The organism is Haladaptatus sp. DYF46, from assembly GCF_021083305.1.
Taxonomy (GTDB): Archaea; Halobacteriota; Halobacteria; order Halobacteriales; family Haladaptataceae; genus Haladaptatus.
Genome location: NZ_JAJFAY010000005.1, coordinates 306907 through 327286 on the forward strand (window position 1 = coordinate 306907; position 20380 = coordinate 327286).

Below are 20380 nucleotides of genomic sequence, written 5' to 3' on the forward strand. Positions count from 1 at the left end.
TGCAGATAGCAGGGGCCAACCCAACGAGGAGCGTGATCGTCTCAGGAAAGTTTATAACGGAGTATTTTCCCACTCGGATTCCGGGGGAGTTCGTCGAGAAATCGGTATTCTCGCGGTCGTTTGAAATTCGCTAGAGCATCGTTGTTGGTACACCATTCTTCAAGATCGTCCGAGGTCAGATCGTCATCAGCGACGACGTATGCCTTGACGATTTCTCCCCACTCATCGTCCGGAACCCCAACAACGGCGACATCCCGAATTTCCCGATGGGTGATGAGGATGTCTTCCACGTTCTCCGGATGAATGTTCTCGCCACCACTAATAATCATATCGTCAGCTCGACCGGTGATTACGATAGTACCTTCGTCCGTCTCATAGGCTGCATCGCCGGTGAAGAACCAACCGTCGTGAATGGCTTCCTCGGTGCGTTTCGGCTTGTTCAGGTATCCGTCGAAAGCGAGCGGCGACTCCGTATTGACGATGAGTTCCCCCTCTTCACCGTGCTCAACCTCGTCGTTGGGATCGTTATCGAGGTTGACGATCCGCGTCTCGTAGAACACGTTTGCCGGTCCCGTTATCCTCGGATCGTCGTTCTCGTCCAACCCTACGTGTGCAGTCGTCCCGAACGCTTCGGTCGTCCCGTATAGGTTCGCGATGTGATCCGGGTCGAATACATCGATGACGTTTTTGAAGAGCGCTGAGTTCATCGGTGCCCCGGAGTACCCGATCGCTCGAACGCTACTGACGTCGACGTGGTCTATCGCGTCGGTGGCGAGATACTGACTGAAGATGGTCGGTGCCTCGTGAAGGCCGGTAACCTCCCATTCAGGGATCGCTTCGACACATCGTTCCGGATCGAACTCCGGCATACAGAGATACGTTCCGGACACGCTCAGGACGTTACAGAGGATGCCGTGAAGTCCGACGGTATGATACAGTGGCATTATGCCGATCAGCGTTTCATCGAGATAATATCGCTGGCCCATAGCGTTGACCAGCGTTCGAGTGGTCGTTGCACGATGGTCCAGCGGAATTCCCTTCGGGTCGCCGGTCGTCCCGGAACTATACAGGATGACACTCAGGTCATCACTGGTCACGTTGAGATCCGGTTCATCCGCCGGTGCGTCGAGAAGCGAGTCGAATGATTCCGCTTCCGACGGTGACCCGTCACCGACGAAGAACAGGTCGCAGTCAATCGAGTCAGCCGCTCTTTGCACTGACTCCGCCGACAAGGCATCGTACACCAGCACGTCGGCGTTCGAATCGTCGACGTGGTACGCAACTCCACCGGCCGCCACTCGGAAGTTAAACGGAACCGGAACGGCTCCGATGAACTGAGTCGCGATGAACGTCATCGCATTCTCGGGTCGATTCCCCATACAGATGGACACCCTATCCCCGTGGTTGATACCGTGGTCACGCAGTCCGTTGGAAATCGAATACACCCGATTCGACAGCTCCCGGTACGTAAATTCTCGTCCGGATTCGAGGTCTACGATGGCATCTGTATCGGGTGTTCGGGCAACTGACTGCTTGAACAATTGTGGAAAGAGCATAGGCAATAATAGAGAACTTAGACTAGATAAAGCTCTGGGTCACTGACTTCCCACGGCTATAGCCGTGGAGTTTCACCTATCGATGCTGAATGACTTTTCGAAGCAGTCGGGACCGACCGATGGTCACGATTCGACCCGCTGACCGAGATTCGCGTAGTGTTCATGAGTCTGCGATATTTGCTCCGACTGGACTTCGGGAAGCGGCTTCGTCTCTGCGAGCGTCCCATAGCGTGTCCCTCGGGATGGTTTGATCCCGCAAAACGATCTTGATTCCCATTGCTGCGGTACTCGGGCACGTTGTGAACTATTTCGGTCACTTTCCTTCGAGTTACGTTGGAATCGAACCCTCTGTCGAGGCTCCTCACTTGAGAACTCTGCGAATCCCTTCTTCGATGCGAGGCGGGTTGGGGAGGTAGTAATCCTCCATCGAAAGCAGGGGGACGGGGATATCGAAGCCAGTGACGCGTTCGACGGGCGATTCGAGATAGTATAGTGCATCGTCGTTGATTCGAGCGACAAGTTCCGATCCGAGTCCCCCCGTCCGCGCCGCTTCGTGTACCACCAATACCCGGCCAGTCCGTTTCACCGATTCGATGACCGTTTCGTGGTCAAGCGGTGAGACGGTACGGAGGTCGATTATCTCAGCGTCGACGCCGTGATTCTCCACGGCCGCCATCGTCGGTTCCATCATGGCGCCCCACGACACGACAGTCAGTTCTCTTCCCTCGCGCCGGACAGCGGCCTTTCCAATCGGTTCTTCGTAGGACTCCTCCGGGAGTTCCGCGCTGAACGACCGGTAGATGTGCTTCGGTTCTAGGAAGAGCACCGGGTCGGGATCGCGGATGGCTGCGATCAGGAGTCCCTTCGCGTCGTGTGGCGTGCTCGGGACGACCACCTTTAGTCCAGGGATGTGGCCATATGCCCCCTCTAAGCTTTCTGAGTGGTGTTCCAGCGCCTTGACTCCTGCACCGTAGGGTGTCCGAATGACGAGCGGTGCGGTCCATTCGCCACGCGTTCGCCAGCGAATTCGACTCGCCTGCGTGACGAGTTGGTCGAACGCCGGGGTGAGGAACCCCGAGAACTGGATCTCGGCCACTGGTCGATAGCCGTACATTGCGAGGCCGACCGCGCCGCCGACGATAGCGATCTCCGAGAGAGGCGTGTCGGTGACTCGCTCCTTGCCGAATCGATCCTTCAGCCCGTCGGTTGCCCGGAAGACGCCGCCGCTTTCAGCGACGTCCTCGCCGAAGACAACAACCTTCTCGTTCGTTGCCATTTCGGCGTGCAGCGCGTCGTTGATCGCGCCGATGACGGTTTCTTGCACAGCTAGGTCACCCCTTCACCCGCTGTTGGATGTGATCGTACGCGTCAGGCCGCTCTTCAAGGAACGCCTTGAATTCGACCAGTTGACGCTGGAGGTACGGCGGTAGTTCATCGTACAGATACTCGAACAGCTCGTCGACGGACCGCTCTTCGTACTCGTCCGCGGCTGCCAGCGCGTTGTCGAACTCCTCGTTTATTTCCTCAACGAGGGCCTCCCGGTCGATGTCGGTCCACAGCCCTTCCGAGCGGAGGAACGACTCGTACCGCACGAGCGGATCTCGCTCTTGCCACCGCTCTACCTCCAACTCGTCGCGATACCGGCCTGGGTCGTCGCTGGTGGTGTGGGCGTCGCGACGGTACGTCACTGACTCCACGAGCGTCGGATTTCCGGAGCAGGCAGCTTCACGCGCTTCGGAGACCGCCTCGTACACGGCCAGCACGTCGTTTCCATCGACACGGATGCCATCGATTCCGTATCCGACGGCCCGTTGCGCTATCGAGCAGGCGTTCGTTTGCTTCTCGAATGGGGTTGAGATCGCATACTGGTTGTTCTGACAGAAAAACACCGCCGGCGCGTCGAGGACGCCAGCGAAGTTCACTGCCTCGTGCACCGCGCCGGTACTGCTGGCTCCATCGCCGAAGTACGCCGCAACCACGGAATCCGCGTCAGCGAGCTTCATTCCCCACGCGGCACCGGTGACGAGCGGTAGGTGCGATCCGATAGAGATGGCAATCATCTGGTCGTGTTTGGCCATCTCCCGGTTCGCATCCGCAACACCGCGCCAGAACAGTATCAAATCGCGGATCGGCAGCCCCTGGAGGAACATCGCGCCGGCTTCGCGTCCCATTCCGAGGAGCCAGTCTCCCTCCGCGAGCGCGTACCCGGATCCGATAATGCTCGCCTCCTGTCCGCGGCCGGATCCGAAGGTTCCGATCCGGCCGCGTCGCTGAAGTTTCACCATTCGGTCGTTGAACGTTCGCTCTAGAAGCATCCAGCGGTAGAGCTCTTGAAACGCGTCATCGTCGAGGTTCGGAACCGTCGTGGTATCGTACGAGCCGTCGGGATCCAGAATCTGAAACGATCCGAAATCGAGATCGTCCTGTGAGACTCTCCCTCGGTTCACTCCGGCCGACACCTCGAATCTACTATCGTTTCCCATGGCTTGTCGATTACCCTTGTTTGAGAATTCAGCGGTCGAGAGATAAATCCATCGGGACCCTCTAACCCTGACACGCTCGTGCTTGGTGACGGTGCTGAACCGATCACCGTGCTTCGCCGCCGAGACACCGGTTCGCCTTCCGAAGCAGAGACGAGCGCGTGACGGACGGCGCGTACCGCCAAGATTTATAACGGTGCTATACACACGGGTAACTATGCGATTCGTTCGATTCGACGAGACCCGACTAGGATTACTGACCGAGGACGGCACCGGAGTTGTCGACCTTACCGACAGGCTGGAACTCGATGCCGACGATCCGCTCTTGGAGTACATCCACGACGGCTATGATGCGAGCGAGTATACCGACGCAGATCCCGACTACGATCTGGACGACGTATCCATCGAAGCTCCAGTAAAGCGGCCGGGGAAGGTCATCGCCGCCCCGCTCAACTACGAAAACCATATCGAGGAGGCTATCGCCGACAAGGACATCACGACGGAGGAGTGGTTCTCCATCGAGGATAAGGGATATTTCTTGAAAGCACCCTCCAGCGTCGTTGGTCCCGACCACGGCGTCGAGCTCCCGTTCTCGGATCGACGTGTGGATCACGAGATCGAATTGGCGTTCGTAATGGGGTCGGATGCCAGGGATGTGGACGCCGACGAAGTTTGGGACGAGATCTTCGGATACACCATCCTGCTCGACATCTCGGTTCGCGGTGATCAAGACCGCTCCAACCGGAAGTCCTACGACACGTTCACGGTTGTCGGACCGTGTGTCGTGACACCGGACGAGGTCGGCGACCCGCAGAGCCTCGACATGGAACTCCGACTCAACGGCGAAACGAAACAGCGGGATAGCACCAACGACATGGTGTACACTTGTGCCGATGTCGTGCAGTACGCCTCACTCGGAACCACTATCGAAGCCGGAGACATCATCACGACAGGGACGCCCGAGGGCGTGAGCGCCCTGTCGGACGGCGACACCATCGACGCCGAAATCGAGAACGTTGGTTCCATGACCGTCGACGTAACGGCGCGCGACGTTCGCTTCGAGGACGTGAACGTCGAGAAGGGCGGTCAGCGCTAAGTCCGCCGTCCCAAATACTATCGGAAGTCCGTCTCTCTCCGCGGCTTCCACTCAGTATCTATAGGGGGAAGCGTGTATGACAGGGGACACGGTTCATCTGGATTCTATGGGCGCGTGATTCGACGACCGGAGATCGCCTCGAATCACGAACGGCGGTTATTTGCTCAAACGCCGAAGAGGCGATCGACCTGATTTCCCTGTAGAATCGATGAAGTTCTGGTTTGAGACGACAGAAAATTAGGTCGGTTGCGCTTCGGCATAGAAGTTGAATGCCTCGAACACCGGACGGTCACTCATGCCGAGGAGGATCGCCTCGTCATCCGGTTCGTGGTGATGAATCTCGTCCGGCGGCACGACGAAGATATCCCACTTACCCCACTCCAACGCCTCGTCGCCGACATGGGTCGCTCCTTCCCCTTCGATGACGAAGTACACCTCCGTCGAGTTGTGGAAGTGCGGATCCGTCGGTCCCTCGTTGAGCAATTGTGCGCGGAACGACATCGTTGGGAACAACGGTTCCTTCCCCGTCGCCGGATTGACGTAGGCAAGGTTGTATCCGTCGTGCGGGTCGGGGTCGTCATTGTCAGCTCGCTGGTGCAGTGTCTCAAGCATCTCGTCCCAGCCGAAACGGTACGGCGGCGTCGCCTCTCGGATGCCCTCGAACGGCCCCGGAATTGACCCGTCCGCCTTCTCGTTCGCGGGACGGCCGCGACCGTACTGGGAGTCCCAGTACCCCTGGGTCTTCGTGACGGGTTGGCGTTCGAGTTCGTGATTCTCGAAGGCCTGTCGCTTGTTCAGCGAGTCCAAGAAGAGGGGTAGATCGAGGACGTCGAGCCACGCGGCCGTCTCGTCCGAGTCGTTGACGTGGTCGTGCCACTCCCACTGTGGCGTCGTGATGAGATCGTTGTCCTCCATCGGGAATTCCTCGCCCGCAACGACCGTCTTCATCTCCTCGTTGCCGTCGATGGTAAATCGCAAAGCGTTCGCCGAGTGGCGGTGGGAGGGGGCGGTTTCGCCGGGAGAGACCGTCTGGACGCCGACGTAGATGGTGTTCGATATCGCGTTTCCGATTGCGGTGTTAATGGGGACGGCGACCCGCCGCTGAAACCCCGGCGGCAGGTCGGCGATGGGCACGTCCGCTTCGATGCCATCGATGGCGGTTTGGATGTCCTCCCACTTCCAGATATCCGCTTCGAGGTCGTCAATGACGTTTCCGAAGTCGTCTTCGACCTCCCAGAGCGGACGGAGACCGTGGTCTTCGAGGATGTTTCGCGTGTCGGAACTCAGCTCCAAGAGTTCCTCGGGATCTTGTTGGGCCATGGTCAGACTATCGCACAGATTCATCATAAAAGTAGTGGACGCATCACCCTCTCTCCGAATTCGATACGGGTCACCGTTGATCCGACGATTTTCCCCCTCATGGTCGGTCGATCCAGAGAGCTGAGAGCAACTCGGCGGGGTTACGTGCGGCCCATCCCACAGTGCTACGTCTGTGCGTCGAATATCTCCTCGGAGGGGAAGACTGCCCGACAGTCTTCACAGACCATCTGTCCCTGGATGGCGTACTCCCAGAGCTTCCCGCCGCAACTCAGGCAGTCGAAGTGTGCTTGAACGAAGGGGTTTTCCTCGGCGTAAATGTTGTCGAACTCGGCCATGCGAGTACATTACGATAGCAGTCCAAAAAGCGTATCGCCCGCGTCCGGACGCAGCCTCGGTTGGCTTGGAGGCGTACAGCCTGGAAGGACGGAGTGCCGATTAGTCGTCGGCGTACGTTTCCATCGCTTTCCGGAGGTCCTCGGGGAGTTCGATCGCCCCCGCTCCGCCGGTGCGAGCGCAGACGCGCTGTTCATACCCGGAGAACGCCACCTCACCGCCGCAGCGCGCGACGTACCCGAATTTCACGCTCCGGTTTCCGAGCGTCGGCGTCAGTTCGATAGTGACGTCATCGCCGGCTTCGACGGGGTTCTCGAACTCGAAGTTCATCTCCACGAGCGGGAGGCCGAACCCGCGCTCCCGAGACATCTCCCAGAAGGGCCAGCCTATCGCTTCCATGAACATATCGGACGTCTCGTGGATGGCGTCGACGATGCGAGGGTAGTGGGCGATACCGAAGGGGTCGGTGTCCGAAAATCGTACTGTCCAAGTTCGCTCGTACATGGTTATTCCTCCCGAAGAACGACGGCGGCATCCAATGCGACCGCGTCAGTATCGGTCGCCAGCACGGGATTGACGTCCACCTCTGCGATCGCTTTGTAATCAACGACGAGATCCCCGACGCGCTTGACGACATCCGCGAGTGCCGATACATCGGCTGGCGGACTTCCACGATAGCCGTCGAGGATGCGTATCGCCTGTAATTCCTCGATCGCCGACCGAGCTTCCGATCGATCGATCGGCGCGAGACGGTGACTGGTATCCGCGAACACCTCCGTAAAGACGCCGCCGAGGCCCGTCAGCACGACGGGACCAAACGACGGGTCTCGCAGGCCGCCGACGATGACCTCGGTGCCCGAATCCGTGTCGTGTGCCGCTTCAACGAGAATGTTCGCCTCTATTTCCGCCGCAGTCGCAGCGTCGAGAATCGCTTGTGCGGCTTCGTGGACCGCGTCACCGGTCTCTAATCCGAGTGCGACGCCGACCCCGTCGGCCCAGTCACTCTTGTGGACTATCGATGGAGCGGAGACTTTGACGACGACGGGATAGCCGATGGCTTCAGCGGACTCGACGGCCGCCGCTGCGTCTTCCGCGATGCGGAACGCGGGAGTCGTTACGTCGGCGTTCGCGAGCAGCGACTTGCTTTCCGCCTCGGTCAGGACCGCCCGCCCGTCCGCCCGCGCGGTTGCGATGGGATCAGACATTTGCGTTCACCTCCGTTCGATCGGTAGCATCGGACAGTACGGCGTACTCAGCGAGCAGGGCAGCAGCCTCCGCGCCGCGCTCGGGTGAGGTAAACACGGGGACGTTTGCCGCACGGAGCGATGCGAGGTCGTCTGCCATCCCCTCCTCGATGCCGTCCGTGACGAACAGAACCGGTTTGTCGACGTCTTTGGCCAAGCCGTCGAGTGTGTCGAGCGGGAAGCCCAACGCCTCCTCGAACAGCTCAAATACGAGGACGATATCGACCTGCTCGTCCGCTGCGACGGTGGACACGACCTCTCCAAACTCCGGCATGGGTCGCCCGGTGTCGACGGGATTTCCAGCATACGTTATTCCGGGGAGGAGCTCTTCAAGACGCTCTCGGGTTGCCGCCGTCAGTTCTGGAAGCTTACCGCCGGCCCGCTGAATGCGGTCGGCGATGATGATTCCGGGACCTGCTTGAGCCGTCACGACGCCGATGTTCAGTCCGGAGGGGTCCGGCGAACGTCCAAGTGCGACGCCCGCATCGACCAGTTCGCTCGTCGATTCGACCGTCAGGACGCCATACTGCTCGAACCCCGCCATGTACAGGTCGTGTTTCCCGGTCAGCGCTCCGGTGTGTGACTCGGCGAAGTCGCCAACGTCAGTCTTCCCCACCTTGTAGGCGACGACCGGGGTCTCGGCGTCACGACACGTTTCCAAGACTCCACGCCCGTCGTCAGTGCCCTCGACGTGAAGAAGTATCGCGTCGGTTCGCTCGTCCGCATCGAAGTACGAGACGACCTCCTGAAAACCGACGTTGGCGCGATTTCCGAGTCCGACCATTCCCGACAACCCGTAGTGCTCGCGACGGGCCTGGAAGGCGAGAACGTGGGCGACGCCGCCACTTTGAGCGATGACCGCGACGTTTCCTGCTCGTATCCGCTCGACGCCGCTAGCGAACGAGGCGAACAGCTCCTCGCTCGGGACGACGAAGCCGCTCGTATTCGGCCCGAGGAGTGCGATATCGTGTTCGGTTGCAACCTCGACGGTGCGTTCCTGGAGGCGTTCACCCTCCTCGCCAGCCTCCGCGAAGCCGCCAGCGTAGATGACGGCACCTCCGACGTCGGCTTCGCCGCACTCTTCGAGTACGTCCGGTACAACGGGTCCGGGAACGCACAGCAGGGCGAGGTCGACGGTATCATCGATTTCCGTCACGGAGGCGACGAACGATTCGCCGAATACCATTCCCGACGAAGACGGGTTGACGGGGTGTACCGAGCCGTTGAACGCAGTCGCGTTCGCCATCGCCTCGTAGCCGATCTTTCCTTCGTTCTGTGAGGCCCCGATGACCGCAATACTGTCGGGGTTGAACAGTCTCTGTAGATTCACAGCTATCTCTATTCGGAAGAGCACCATATGGTTTTCCCCGACTCGCGGACGTAACGGTTCCATCTACGAGGTGAACGGATCTAACGTGTCTGCACCGATTCGGGAGTCGAATTGTTCGAATGGTTCGCAAATCGCCCACAGAATAGCGTTACGTGAAGGGTGTCCGGATGCGGCGTTGGGATCGCTTCGCACGTTCGACACCCTCCCCGATTCAAGCTGACTCCCTGATTCAAGCTGTCGCGTTCGTGCCCGTCTATCGGAGCTGATTAGCGTGCGGTCAACCAAAGTGTAACTCGACGACGCGCTCTCGCTGTATCGTTCCGGTATCGGATCGCGGCAGCGTCTCAGTGGTGATGGTGTACTGACGCGGACGCTTGAAATTGGCCAGCGACTCGTGATCTTTGCAGAACGCGTCGAGTTCGTCTTCGTCGATGGAATCGTCGGTGACGACGACGGCGGTAACGATCTGCCCCCAGTGGTCGTCGTCCAGACCGACAACGCAAATCTCCTGAACGTTCCGGTGAGAGGCTAATGCTTGCTCGACTTCCGACGGGTAGACGTTTTCCCCGCCGCTGATGATCATGTTGTCGACGCGGTCGACGATGTAGAGGAACCCGTCTTCGTCGATTCGTGCGATGTCGCACGTCCTGAGCCAGTCGCCGAAATACGACCTCCGTTCGGCGCGTTCGTTATCGATGTATCCCTCCGACCGTCCGGGGCCTCGTGCGATGATCTCCCCCAACTCACCCGAATCGACAGTTGCCGTCGGATCCGGATGCTCATCCAGCGGTGCCGTTTCCACCACCCGTAGTTCCCAGACGAACGACTCCTTGCCGATCGACCCGGGGTGGTCGTTCTGAACCGACGGGTGAGCGAACGTCAAGTTCGGCCCTCCTTCGGTCATCCCGTACGTATTGTAGACGTTTTCGGTAAGCAGCGCAGCAGTGCGCTCGATCAGTTCCTCGGTGACAACCGACCCGCCAGTCCTAATATACGAAAGCGAATCGACGTCGTAGCCAGATCCGGCCTGGACATCGTTGAGTCCGTTTAGTTGCGTCGGGACGGCGAGCAGTCCCGTGATCTCGTGTTTCTCGATCAGTTCGAGCGCCTTCGTCGGGTCGAAGCTCGAATGAAGAACGACCGTCGCCCCCGCGAGGAGGTGAGGGTAGAGCCACGCGTCGGACGTGACCATGTGATACCACGGCGTCGTCACGAGTGCGACGTCAGTCATGTCGATGCCGTGTTCCATGACGACCTGGGTTGCTCCGAGCCACATCTGCTCTTGGTCGAAGCAAACCGCTTTCGGCTGACTCGTCGTCCCGCTCGTGTAGAAGACGGCACACTCGTCACCGTCAGGTAACTCGTCCCGTAACTCCTCGGCCGTCCCCGAGAGCACCGCCTCGTAGGATTCGACACCGACGCGAGAGATGGTCCGTTTCCCGGCGTGAATGCCTACCTCGAATTCGCCCTCTTCAAGCATCTCGAGGGCGATCTCTGCGTTGGCATCGTCGAAGACCAAGCCTGCCGCGTCTGCCGTCTCCGCCATCGAAATCAGCTCGCGAGTGCTCCCTCTGAAGGGCAGTTGTACGGTGGCTTCGCCGCGCTTCTGTCCGGCGATCATCGATTCGACGGCGGGCAATCCGTTGTTTGCAAGAACCGCACATCGCTCCGAGGGAATTCGCTCGTCCAGAGCGTTTGCCAACTGGGTACTTCGCCGGTCGAATTGGTCATAGGTAAACTCGTCTCCCTGGTCAGTAACGATGGCTCTATCGTTAGCGTGCGTCCGGACGGTTCGTTCGAACGCCTCTAAGTACTTCATGTTGCGAGACGTTATAGCATAACTTCCCACCCCTACTATTAAAGGTTATGGTGATTTCAGCAAAGGCGGGCTATTCCACCGAATGATGCCGTGCGTGGTATCTTATGATTCGGACGATCCGCAAATCGTGATTCTGTCTTCCCTTGATTCGCTACCTGGATTCCCGAGTGATCACGATCAGGTTTTTGTGTAGCTCCGCGCAACGATACCTATGTACACTAAACGCATCCGTACGAGCGGTCGGGGGCTCCTGTCGCACATCAAGCCGGTGTTCTTCGTTCCCGCCATCGCGACATCCCTGTTCGGGGGATTACTCGCCCCGGTGTTCGCTCTCATTCCAGGGATACTTCACGGGTGGGCCGTCGGACTCGCCCTGTATACGGCACACCTGAAAGACGGGTACGTCGACGGCCACGTTCGCGGTGAAGAGCAACCGACCCTGTCCCCTCGGGAGAACCAGGTCGCGATACGGATAGCGAGCGCTGGTTTCCTGCTAACGATGGTCGCCCTATGGTGGTCTGCGAGTCTCGTCGCTGTGCTGATGACGGTTCCGTTGTGGATACTGGCCCTATTGCACGCACCGTACCTCGATATGAACCCGGTTACGGTCACCGCCGATTACCCGATCGGTATCGGCCTGTCCGTCCTCGGCGGGTATTTCGTCCAAACGGGGCAGTTGTCCGCTAAAATCCTTGGTGTATCGGTCATGTTCGTCGTTCTTCTCTCGGGGGTGAAGGTGTCCACGGACCGACTCGATTACACGTTCGATCGGTCGATCGGTAAGCGCACCGTTCCAGTTCTTCTCGGAAACGATGGGGCGAATGTGGTTGCAACCACGTTTTTCTTCTCGACTTCATCGCTCGTGGTTGGGCTGGTCTACGCGGGCTTGTTTCCGCCGATCACGGCCGTAGCGGCCATACTCCCGTTGTTCGCCGCTGGTGTAGGGTTCGTCGGATCGAGGCACGGAGCGGTCAAAGTCCAGATGGTTCTCACGTATCCATTCGCGGCGATCCTCTTTTCGACCTACTGCTGGTCGATACGTTGCAGCGCGATTCAGGTACTCGATCCTCTGCGACTCCTCCTCGTCGATCTCCCTCTCCTGTTGGCGTGATCTCTGCGATAATCGCTCCTCTGCTACGTCCCACCGCGACAACCGTTTGACGGGATCTAACTGACTCCTCTTCTCATAGTTCAACTCTCGACTCGATTGCCTTCTCCTAGAATATCGTCCGACCATGGCGATTTCGGAAGCCAATTCACGAACCGATGTGTTCTCTCACAGCGAACTTCCGTGTTTCCGTTCCATCGAATTTCACCCTTCTCGGGGCGCTCAAATCAAGCCGCGATTTTCGGTCTTCGGTTGAGAGACCTACACACGGTGTTGCGGAGCTATATTTGTACTCCATCCCCAGTGGGTTTCCAGAGCGTGCATCGACTACACGCATCATTTGTTCGCTGGCAGCGAACGCTTGAGGAGGTGGGTCGTCGTATCATCCTCTCATGGGTAGCACGCAGTAGAATTCCGAACTAAAAACGAGAGGGACGGCGGTTCGTCACACCTCGCTACGAAAATCGGTGGCTGCCACCAACGTTTAAGTGCAAAACGCACCACTCATCGGGCAATGGATACTAACGCCGATGGAACGAATTTGGTCAAGTCGGATGAAACGTTGTTCGCTATAATTGAACAGCTTAGGGAATCCGACGGTGCGGGTGTCACCGAACTCGCCAACCAACTTGGTATGGCGAAAAGTTCCATTCACAAGCATCTCCACACGATGGTCAAGCACGGGTACGTAGTAAAACGGAACGGTACGTACCACCTCGGACTCCAGTTTCTACATTTCGGCGAGTACGTCAGAGATAGCTACGATATTTATCATGCTTCAAAGTCGAAAATCCATGAACTCGCGGAGAGAACGGGCGAGATGGTCTGGCTCATCATCCCCGAGAACGGTCTCGGCTGGTTTCTATACGGGGAGAAGGGGGACACCGGAATTAGCAAAGAATCCATCCTTGGGTCGTGGACCTATCTTCACAATAACTCCGGTGGAAAGGCTATTCTGGCAAACCTTCCTTCAGGGCAGATTGACGACATCATCGATCAGCACGGACTCCCAACGAAAACGGAGAACACCATCACCGAACCTGATACGCTGCACACGGAGCTTGAAAATATCCGCGAGCGAGGCTATGCGGTAAACCAAGGCGAGGACATCGCAGGGATTCACGCGGTCGGCGTTCCACTACTTTCCGGTGGAGAAATCCGGGGAGCGTTGTCGATTGCGGGCGCTGCACACCGTTTCAAACGGGACCAACGTGAGCAGAAACTCGCTGAGTATCTCATCGCAGCTGCGGATGACATCGAGGTCAATCTCGCGTATCAGTAACCCCTGTCCACTTTCCTTGGCTGACCCGCGTCAACGGATGGTGTAATTCGATGCATCCTCCATCGTTCGCCATTATCGAACCGTCGCATTTAAAACATTTCCCGAAAGGAGCCATGCGTAACGAATCAGTAGCAACCAGAAGACGAGTCAGAGAGCCGTACAGTCAATGGGGTATAAACGGTTGAATTTCCCGTCGGTGGTTTTTCCCTACGCGTAACCATGAGAACCTCGTTCCATCAGGAAGAGGGCCATCGTGAAACGTCCCGCCGAAATCTCGGTTTCGGAACCCGGTACGTTCTCTTACAGTGAGCCGCTAGTATTCGTTGGTAATCGTATTTGCACCTCGGCGAACGTGTTCTATCAACTCGGAGCGAAAGGCTGAATCTTTCAGTCTGTCCGTCGTAGTCGCTAGGGAAAGAGCACCGAGTACGGTAGCGTCGTTGAGAAGAGGTACCGCGACGACGCACATTCCTGGAATCTGTTGGTTGCAGTCCAAAGCGTAGCCGTCGTCCCGAATCGTTCGTAGTTCTTCTCGCAGGGTTTCGACATCGGTGACCGTGTTTTCGGTCACCGGATCCAATCCGTGTGTATCGAGTATCTCCTCGACGTTTTCGTCGGGAAGGTGAGCCAGTATGACCTTTCCGGCAGCGTGTGAGTGGAGTGGCGTTCGTCGGCCCGGATAGGTGCCTAAGTTCAACGACCGTGGCCCACTTTCGTCGTGGAGAACGACCCATCGGCCACGTTCCTCGACGCTGACGGTAGCGAGTTCACCCGTTTCGGAAGCTATCTGTTCTAGCACCGGTTTCGCGATGTGGAATAGGCGGTTTCTGTGTTTCAATCGACTCCCCATGGCGAGGAACCGGTATCCCACGTGATACTGTCCATCCCTTCGAACTACATACCCTGTCGACTCTAGCGTTCGCAGGTAGTCGTGTGCGGTACTCCGAGGCATATCCATCTGTCTGGTCAGGTCTGACGGCCCCGTAATGTTTCCTTCCCACAGTAGTTCAATGATTTCGAAGGCTCGAATGACCGTTTGAAGCGGGGCCGATGTTCGGTCCATACGATCGCTACTGTTTTCGCTCTTATAATTGTTCGGTTATTTCGGACGGATTCTGATACGACCATTCGGCTTTACAAACGTAGGAGTGTAATCGAAGGGTCGCCAAAGCGAACTGGGAAAACGTGACGATGATCGGATAACCCCAAAGATACCGATTTTACGGTCTATCGTTTGCAGTCCCGTCGGCATCGTTCGAATATTTCGGACGGATTCCGTTCCTCGGATTTCCATCGTACATCGCTCGATCGCTTATAGTCACTATTCTCATAGTTACATCGACGGCGAGATCAAGTGCGGTAAGACATCTAGCAACCGACAGTGAGTTGTGCCAGTCGGCGTGGAGAAGGTGGGATGCATACTTGCGAACCTGTTGTCAGCGGACGGCGACAGCGATGTGGGAGAAAGACTCAAAAATACAGGGTTCCGACCCGATTACTCGTCGACCGGCAGCGTCCCGTACTCCGACTCGAACTCGCTGCGTAGCACCTTCTTGTCGAACTTCCCTGTCGTCGTCTTCGGAATCGACTCGATGAAGACGATCTGGTCGGGGAGCCACCACTTTGGGAACCGATCGAGGAGGTGCTCTCTAAGTTTGTTCTCGGTGATTTCGCCGCGTTGGACGACGTAGGCGACCGGGCGCTCGTCCCACTTCTCGTGTTTCATGTTGATCACCGTCGCCTCCTCGACGTCGTCGTGAGCCATCAACTCGTTCTCGAGTTCGAGCGAGGAGATCCACTCGCCACCACTCTTAATCACATCGTCGAGGCGGTCCACGACCTCGAGGTAGCCGTACTTGTCCACGACGCCGACGTCGCCGGTCTTGAACCAGCCGTCATCGGTGAACGATGTCTCCGTCTCCTCGGGACGGGCATAGTACTCGTCAATGAGCCACGGTGCCCGTGCCTGGATCTCGCCGGTCGACTCGCCGTCGTGGGGGACGGATTCACCGTCAGGTGTCCGCAGACGGATTCGCACGCCGGGCGCCGAAATCCCGGGTTTCATCTGCTGCTGGTAGCGTTCGCTCTCCGACAACTCCCGGACTTCGGTCGTCGTCATCGTGTTGACGAGGTGAGGTGCCGCCTCCGTCATGCCGTACCCCTGGTGGATCGGCGCATCGATCTCCTTGTCGAACTTCTCCATGAGCCACTCCGGCGGTGAGGTGCCGCCGATGAGAACTCGATCGAGGCTTTCGAGTTCGACATCCTCGTTCTCGTCGTAGTACTGTGCCATGTCGAGCCAAACCGTCGTCACGGCGGCGGTGACGGTTACTTCCTCACGGTCGATGAGACGGGCGATTCCCTCGGCGTCGGTGTTTTCGCCAGGGAGGACGAGTTTTGAACCGGAGAGCGTCGCAGAGTAGGGTAGCCCCCAGCCGTTGACGTGGTACATCGGGACGACCGGCATCACGGCGTCGTTCTCGCTGATCTCGAAGACGTCGACGTGGCCGTGGGTCAGCGAGTGCAGGTAGAGGTCGCGGTGACTGTACGCGGCGCCCTTTGGCAGTCCCGTCGTTCCCGAGGTGTAACAGATCCCCGCCTCGTCGTCCTCGTCGAGATCGGGCCAGTCGTACTCGGTATCTTGGCCCGCGAGGAGGTCTTCGTAGGCGATCACGGGCTCAAGGTTCGTCTCGGGCACTTCGTCGTCCAAGATCACGTACTGCTCGACCGTCTCGAACTCGTCGGCGACGCCCTCGACGGTTTCGACCAACTGAGGATCGACGAAGAGGACCTCATCTTCGGCCTCGGTGACGATCTCTACTACGTGCTCGTCCGGAAGCATGTGATTCGTCATGTGGATACTCCGGCCGCTACACGCAGGGCCGAAGTACAGTTCGTAGTGACGGTAGTGGTTGATCGCCATTACTGACACGCGCGAGCCCCGCTCGACGCCGAGATCGTCGAGTGCGTTCGCCAGCTGCCCGATTCGGTCGTACGCATCTTCGTACGTGTACCTGTGGGTCGTTCCATCGGGCAGTTCCGAAACGATTTCCTTGTGACCGAACAGATCGGTGGCCCGCTCAAGCATGACCTGCAGCGTGAGTTCGTAGTCCTTCATCACGAATCACCGTCCGCGGGTTCGAAACGGTAGAAGACGCGTTCCTCATCCGTCGGACCGTCGATCTCGACGATCTTCAGCGCGACCGAGTCACCGATCTCGAGGTCGCTATATGAGGCGTCGTCGACACGTCCCGAGAGTTTGACGGGGCCGAGGTCGATGACGGCCACCACGTAGGGAACGTCGTGTTCGCGTAGCCCAAGCGGGAGACCGCCCCGGACCTCGGAGAAGGCGAACAGTTCGCCCTCGTGGGGGAGGTCGACGTACTCGAGGTCGTCGCTCGTACACTCGGGACAGACGATTCGGGGTGGGAAGTGGATCTCGTCGCAGTCGCGACACTGCGTTGTTGTCAACTGCCCGTTATTTAGGTTGTCGTAGAATTCGTGAATCTTCGTCCGTTCTTCGGTCTGGAGCTCGTAGAAGTCGAGCAGCCGCGGGAACTCTATCCGCTCGGGAACCGAAACGCGCTCTCGTTCTTCGTCGTTGGTATCGCTGGTGTCTGTATCAGTCATCGTGGATCACTGTCTAGGACCATCACGCTGTGAACCGAGCCGCTGCCGCTCAGGTTGTGAATGAGTCCGGTCGTCGGGTCGTCTACCTGTCGATCACGTTCGACCTCGCCCTGGAACTGCCGGGTGACTTCGAGGGCTTGCGAGACGCCGGTCGCGCCCAATGGGTGGCCACAGCCGAGCAAGCCGCCGCGGGGATTGACCGCGACGTCGCCGTCGATGTAACTGCGACCGTCCTCGATGAACTGACCACCTTCGCCGCGCTCGGCGAAGCCGAGTTCCTCGTACTCGATGATCTCACTGATCGAAAAGCAGTCGTGGATTTCGGCGACGTCTATGTCCTCGAGCGGATCTTCGATTCCAGCCTGCGCATAGGCGTTCTGTGATGCCTTACGGGCTTGGGGCCAGCCGCTGAACGACGGCAGGTTGTTGATCGAGTTGCCCGCCATCGACGACTGGCCGCTCCCGGTGATCCAGGCCGCGGTATCGGTGACTTCCCGGGCTTTCTCCTCGCTCATCAGGATCACGCCCGTCGCGCCGTCGGTGATACCGCTGCAGTCGAAGAGGTGTAGCGGCGGCGCGATCTCGGCCGACTCGGTGATCTCCTCGGGGTCGATCTCGGAACGGAACTGTGCGAAGTCGGTCTTGGCGGCGTAGCTCTTGTTCTTCGCAGCGACCAGAGACAGCTGATCGCGAGTCGTCCCGTGTTCGTGCATGTGTCGCTGGGCATACCACGCGAAGAATGGGGGTGCGGAGAGCCCGTTGACGCCGTCGAACTCCCGATCGAGGACGTTGGCCATCGACGACTGCATCTCCGGCACGTAGTCGCGGCCGAGGTTCATCTTCTCGACCCCGAGCACGAGCGCGGTATCAAGCTGCCCGGCCGCGATTGCGAGCCATGCGTAGCGCAACGCGGCTTGGCCGCTGGCACATGCCAGTTCGGTCCGTGCGGTCATCTCGGTAACTTCGATTCCGAGTAGTTCGGCTACCATCGGTGCGACGTGCGACTGATAGGAGAACCGCTCGGGTTGGACGGTTCCGACGAACAGTCCCTCGATATCCTCGGGACCAACGCCGGGAACGCCGTCGAACGTCGCCTTTCCACCCTCTTGGGTGAGATCCTTCCACGTCGCGTCGCGATCGCCCCACTCCGTGGTGCCGCCGCCGACGATTGCGACGTTGCGTGTCGTCACGGGCACGATCACTCACCCTCGAACTGCGGCTCGCGGTTCTGTCTGAACGCCTTCACGCCTTCGAGCATGTCGTCGGTCGTCGCCAGCACGGCGAACGACTGTTTCTCCATCGCGAGGGCGGCCTCGAGGCTGGCCTCTTGGCCGTCCTGAATGACCCGCTTGGCGGCCTTGAGTGCGACCGGCGGTCCCGAGACCAGATCGCCGACGATCTCGTCGACGAGATTCTCGAACGCTTCGTCGGGGACGGCATGGTTGACGACGCCCCACTCCTCGGCCCGTTCGGCGTCGAACTGCATCCCTCTGTACACCATCTCTTTCGTCTTGGCCTCTCCGATGAGGCGGACGAGACGCTGCGTGGCGCCACCGCCGGGAATCACGCCGAGAGTCGTCTCCGGCGTTCCGATCGTCGAGTCTTCGGTCGCGACGCGGATATCACACGCGAGAGCGAGTTCGAGTCCGGCTCCCAGGCAGAATCCGTCTATCTTCGCGACCGTCGGTCGAGGGAACTCGTAGACGGTCTGGAACATCTCGTCGACGTCCATGATCTCGGCGGGTTCGCCGGCTGTGAAGCCGGTGATGTCGGCTCCCGAACTGAACGCGCGTTCCCCGGCACCGGTGAAAATGACGCACGAGACCTCGTCAACTGTGACGTCGGTCAGAAGGCGATCGATTTCCATGAACATGTCCTCGGACATCGAGTTCATCCGCTCCTGGCGGTCCAGGGTGATACCGAGGACGCCGTCGTCGTCGAGTTCCCACTCGAGATAGTGGTACGGTGGATCGACGCGGTAGTCGAAGAAGCCCTTTCCAGCGTCTTCACCGGTAAAGCCCTCCTCGACGAGTTCGACGAGGTAGTCGGCGGGCTCGTAGCGCTTTTCGCCGTATTCCTCGTGCAACGACTCGAGTTTTTCGAGGACGCTGTCGAGACCGATACGGTCGCCTCGTCTGCACATCCCCTCGGGGAAACTGCCACCCAGTCGGAGGCCGATGTCGATCTCCTCGGGCGTCGCGACGTCGTTGCCGACGAGCCAGGCGGCCTTGTTGATCATCACCGCCTCCGTGCGGAGCGCGTCGTAGTCCCCGGCGTCCTCTGGCTCGTAATCGACGCCGTTACCGTCTTCGTAGTCGTAAAATCCCTTCTCGCTTTTCTTACCGAGGTTCCCGTTTTCGACTTTTTCCTCGATGACTGGTGGGACGGGCTGGTCGGATTCATCGCGGAAGTGGTAGGCGATATCGATGCCGCCGAAGTCGTTGAGTTCGAACGGACCCATCGGGTAGCCACGTTCATAGACCATCGTCGCGTCGGCTTCGCGAACCGTCGTCTCGCCGTTCGAAAGCATCCACGCCGCCTCCTCCATGAAGGGGACGAGGACGGTGTTGACCACGAAGCCATGGATGTCCTTGCGGACGTAGATCGGCGTCTTGCCGACCGACTCGACCCACTCGTAGGCGAGTTCGGCCGTCTCGTCGGTCGTCGCTTCGCCGTACGTGACCTCGACGAGATCCATCTTCACCGGCGGGTTGAAGAAGTGTAGCCCGACGACCTGCTCCGACCGATCAGTCGCCGAGGCGATGTCCGAGATCGAGAGGCTCGATGTGTTTGACGCGAGAATTGCGTGGTCGGGTGCATGCTCGTCGACCGTCGAGAACGTTTCTTCTTTGATCTCTAGTCGTTCGGGAACTGCCTCGATGACGAGGTCGGCGTCGGAAACGGACTCTTCGAGATCAACCGACGTCGACACCCGGTCGAGGATCGTCTCGGCGTCTTCGTCGAGTCGTCCCTTCTCTTCGAGTTTCCCGAGCGACCACTCGATTTTCCCGTATCCGTCTTGGACTAGCTCCTCCTCGATGTCGCGCAACACTACTTCGTACCCGGCCATGGCCGATACTTCTGCGATTCCGTGCCCCATGCTTCCGGCACCGAGGACGGTGACGCGGTCTATGGTCTCCGATAACATCATTCAAGAGATTGTTCACGGTACTTTTGAATAT

The 20380-nt window shown here is 58.8% G+C and carries 17 protein-coding genes; 3 read left to right on the top strand and 14 right to left on the bottom strand.

The window, feature by feature from the left end; genetic code table 11:
• Nucleotides 1–41 precede the first annotated feature (41 nt).
• From LJF34_RS21615 to LJF34_RS21625, 3 genes are all read right to left on the bottom strand, one after another.
• Nucleotides 42–1556 carry a class I adenylate-forming enzyme family protein gene (locus LJF34_RS21615; protein WP_231187728.1) on the bottom strand — a complete coding sequence of 505 codons (1515 nt, stop codon included), beginning with the start codon at nucleotides 1554–1556 and terminating at the stop codon, nucleotides 42–44.
• 361 nt (nucleotides 1557–1917) lie between these two features.
• Nucleotides 1918–2880 carry an alpha-ketoacid dehydrogenase subunit beta gene (locus LJF34_RS21620; RefSeq protein WP_342765892.1) on the bottom strand — a complete coding sequence of 321 codons (963 nt, stop codon included), beginning with the start codon at nucleotides 2878–2880 and terminating at the stop codon, nucleotides 1918–1920.
• Between the two features lie 7 nt (nucleotides 2881–2887).
• A complete protein-coding gene (locus LJF34_RS21625; RefSeq protein WP_231187730.1) occupies nucleotides 2888–4003 on the bottom strand; it encodes a thiamine pyrophosphate-dependent dehydrogenase E1 component subunit alpha in 1116 nt (371 codons plus the stop codon).
• Nucleotides 4004–4253: 250 nt separating this feature from the next.
• On the opposite strand from LJF34_RS21625, the gene LJF34_RS21630 reads away from it, so the two are divergent.
• Complete coding sequence (locus tag LJF34_RS21630; protein ID WP_231187733.1) at nucleotides 4254–5132, top strand: fumarylacetoacetate hydrolase family protein; 879 nt, start codon at nucleotides 4254–4256, stop codon at nucleotides 5130–5132.
• 237 nt (nucleotides 5133–5369) lie between these two features.
• On the opposite strand, the gene LJF34_RS21635 is transcribed toward LJF34_RS21630, so the two are convergent.
• From LJF34_RS21635 to LJF34_RS21660, 6 genes are all read right to left on the bottom strand, one after another.
• On the bottom strand, nucleotides 5370–6452 hold the full coding sequence (locus LJF34_RS21635; protein ID WP_231187735.1) for a cupin domain-containing protein: 1083 nt from the start codon (nucleotides 6450–6452) through the stop codon (nucleotides 5370–5372).
• A 164-nt stretch (nucleotides 6453–6616) separates the two neighbouring features.
• Nucleotides 6617–6787, bottom strand: a complete 171-nt coding sequence (locus LJF34_RS21640; RefSeq protein WP_231187736.1) for a hypothetical protein — start codon at nucleotides 6785–6787, stop codon at nucleotides 6617–6619.
• Between the two features lie 100 nt (nucleotides 6788–6887).
• Complete coding sequence (locus tag LJF34_RS21645; RefSeq protein ID WP_231187737.1) at nucleotides 6888–7289, bottom strand: acyl-CoA thioesterase; 402 nt, start codon at nucleotides 7287–7289, stop codon at nucleotides 6888–6890.
• A 2-nt stretch (nucleotides 7290–7291) separates the two neighbouring features.
• A complete protein-coding gene (locus LJF34_RS21650) occupies nucleotides 7292–7990 on the bottom strand; it encodes an acetate--CoA ligase family protein (protein WP_231187738.1) in 699 nt (232 codons plus the stop codon).
• Nucleotides 7983–9359 (bottom strand): CoA-binding protein, encoded by a 1377-nt coding sequence (locus LJF34_RS21655; protein WP_231187739.1) that lies wholly within the window; start codon nucleotides 9357–9359, stop codon nucleotides 7983–7985. Before LJF34_RS21655 ends, LJF34_RS21650 begins: the two co-directional genes overlap by 8 nt.
• 277 nt (nucleotides 9360–9636) lie before the next feature.
• The gene (locus tag LJF34_RS21660) at nucleotides 9637–11178 is read right to left on the bottom strand and encodes an AMP-binding protein (protein ID WP_231187740.1); all 1542 of its coding nucleotides are present in this window, start codon (nucleotides 11176–11178) and stop codon (nucleotides 9637–9639) included.
• A gap of 211 nt (nucleotides 11179–11389) precedes the next feature.
• On the opposite strand from LJF34_RS21660, the gene LJF34_RS21665 reads away from it, so the two are divergent.
• Together LJF34_RS21665 and LJF34_RS21670 are read left to right on the top strand one after the other, a co-directional pair.
• On the top strand, nucleotides 11390–12289 hold the full coding sequence (locus LJF34_RS21665; protein WP_231187741.1) for a UbiA family prenyltransferase: 900 nt from the start codon (nucleotides 11390–11392) through the stop codon (nucleotides 12287–12289).
• A 511-nt stretch (nucleotides 12290–12800) separates the two neighbouring features.
• Nucleotides 12801–13568 (top strand): IclR family transcriptional regulator, encoded by a 768-nt coding sequence (locus LJF34_RS21670; RefSeq protein WP_231187742.1) that lies wholly within the window; start codon nucleotides 12801–12803, stop codon nucleotides 13566–13568.
• A 313-nt stretch (nucleotides 13569–13881) separates the two neighbouring features.
• On the opposite strand, the gene LJF34_RS21675 is transcribed toward LJF34_RS21670, so the two are convergent.
• From LJF34_RS21675 to LJF34_RS21695, 5 genes are all read right to left on the bottom strand, one after another.
• The gene (locus LJF34_RS21675; protein ID WP_231187743.1) at nucleotides 13882–14631 is read right to left on the bottom strand and encodes an IclR family transcriptional regulator; all 750 of its coding nucleotides are present in this window, start codon (nucleotides 14629–14631) and stop codon (nucleotides 13882–13884) included.
• Between the two features lie 432 nt (nucleotides 14632–15063).
• Nucleotides 15064–16686 carry a long-chain-fatty-acid--CoA ligase gene (locus LJF34_RS21680; protein ID WP_231187744.1) on the bottom strand — a complete coding sequence of 541 codons (1623 nt, stop codon included), beginning with the start codon at nucleotides 16684–16686 and terminating at the stop codon, nucleotides 15064–15066.
• Entirely contained in the window at nucleotides 16686–17198 is a 513-nt protein-coding gene (locus tag LJF34_RS21685) for a Zn-ribbon domain-containing OB-fold protein (RefSeq protein ID WP_231187745.1), read from the bottom strand. Before LJF34_RS21685 ends, LJF34_RS21680 begins: the two co-directional genes overlap by 1 nt.
• Nucleotides 17195–18394, bottom strand: a complete 1200-nt coding sequence (locus LJF34_RS29305) for a beta-ketoacyl synthase N-terminal-like domain-containing protein (RefSeq protein WP_231187746.1) — start codon at nucleotides 18392–18394, stop codon at nucleotides 17195–17197. The genes LJF34_RS21685 and LJF34_RS29305 overlap by 4 nt, the downstream gene beginning before the upstream one ends.
• Nucleotides 18395–18396: 2 nt before the next feature.
• Nucleotides 18397–20346 carry a 3-hydroxyacyl-CoA dehydrogenase NAD-binding domain-containing protein gene (locus LJF34_RS21695; protein WP_231187747.1) on the bottom strand — a complete coding sequence of 650 codons (1950 nt, stop codon included), beginning with the start codon at nucleotides 20344–20346 and terminating at the stop codon, nucleotides 18397–18399.
• Nucleotides 20347–20380: the final 34 nt, after the last annotated feature.

Bases quoted from the DNA above. Each gene is read 5' to 3' on its own strand.
- LJF34_RS21635 (WP_231187735.1), bottom strand. From the start codon at position 6,452: ATGGCCCAACAAGATCCCGAGGAACTCTTGGAGCTGAGTTCCGACACG.
- LJF34_RS21650 (WP_231187738.1), bottom strand. From the start codon at position 7,990: ATGTCTGATCCCATCGCAACCGCGCGGGCGGACGGGCGGGCGGTCCTG.
- LJF34_RS21675 (WP_231187743.1), bottom strand. From the start codon at position 14,631: ATGGACCGAACATCGGCCCCGCTTCAAACGGTCATTCGAGCCTTCGAA.
- LJF34_RS21695 (WP_231187747.1), bottom strand. From the start codon at position 20,346: ATGTTATCGGAGACCATAGACCGCGTCACCGTCCTCGGTGCCGGAAGC.
- LJF34_RS21640 (WP_231187736.1), bottom strand. From the start codon at position 6,787: ATGGCCGAGTTCGACAACATTTACGCCGAGGAAAACCCCTTCGTTCAA.
- LJF34_RS21670 (WP_231187742.1), top strand. From the start codon at position 12,801: ATGGATACTAACGCCGATGGAACGAATTTGGTCAAGTCGGATGAAACG.
- LJF34_RS21660 (WP_231187740.1), bottom strand. From the start codon at position 11,178: ATGAAGTACTTAGAGGCGTTCGAACGAACCGTCCGGACGCACGCTAAC.
- LJF34_RS21645 (WP_231187737.1), bottom strand. From the start codon at position 7,289: ATGTACGAGCGAACTTGGACAGTACGATTTTCGGACACCGACCCCTTC.
- LJF34_RS21665 (WP_231187741.1), top strand. From the start codon at position 11,390: ATGTACACTAAACGCATCCGTACGAGCGGTCGGGGGCTCCTGTCGCAC.
- LJF34_RS21685 (WP_231187745.1), bottom strand. From the start codon at position 17,198: ATGACTGATACAGACACCAGCGATACCAACGACGAAGAACGAGAGCGC.
- LJF34_RS21630 (WP_231187733.1), top strand. From the start codon at position 4,254: ATGCGATTCGTTCGATTCGACGAGACCCGACTAGGATTACTGACCGAG.
- LJF34_RS21680 (WP_231187744.1), bottom strand. From the start codon at position 16,686: ATGAAGGACTACGAACTCACGCTGCAGGTCATGCTTGAGCGGGCCACC.
- LJF34_RS21615 (WP_231187728.1), bottom strand. From the start codon at position 1,556: ATGCTCTTTCCACAATTGTTCAAGCAGTCAGTTGCCCGAACACCCGAT.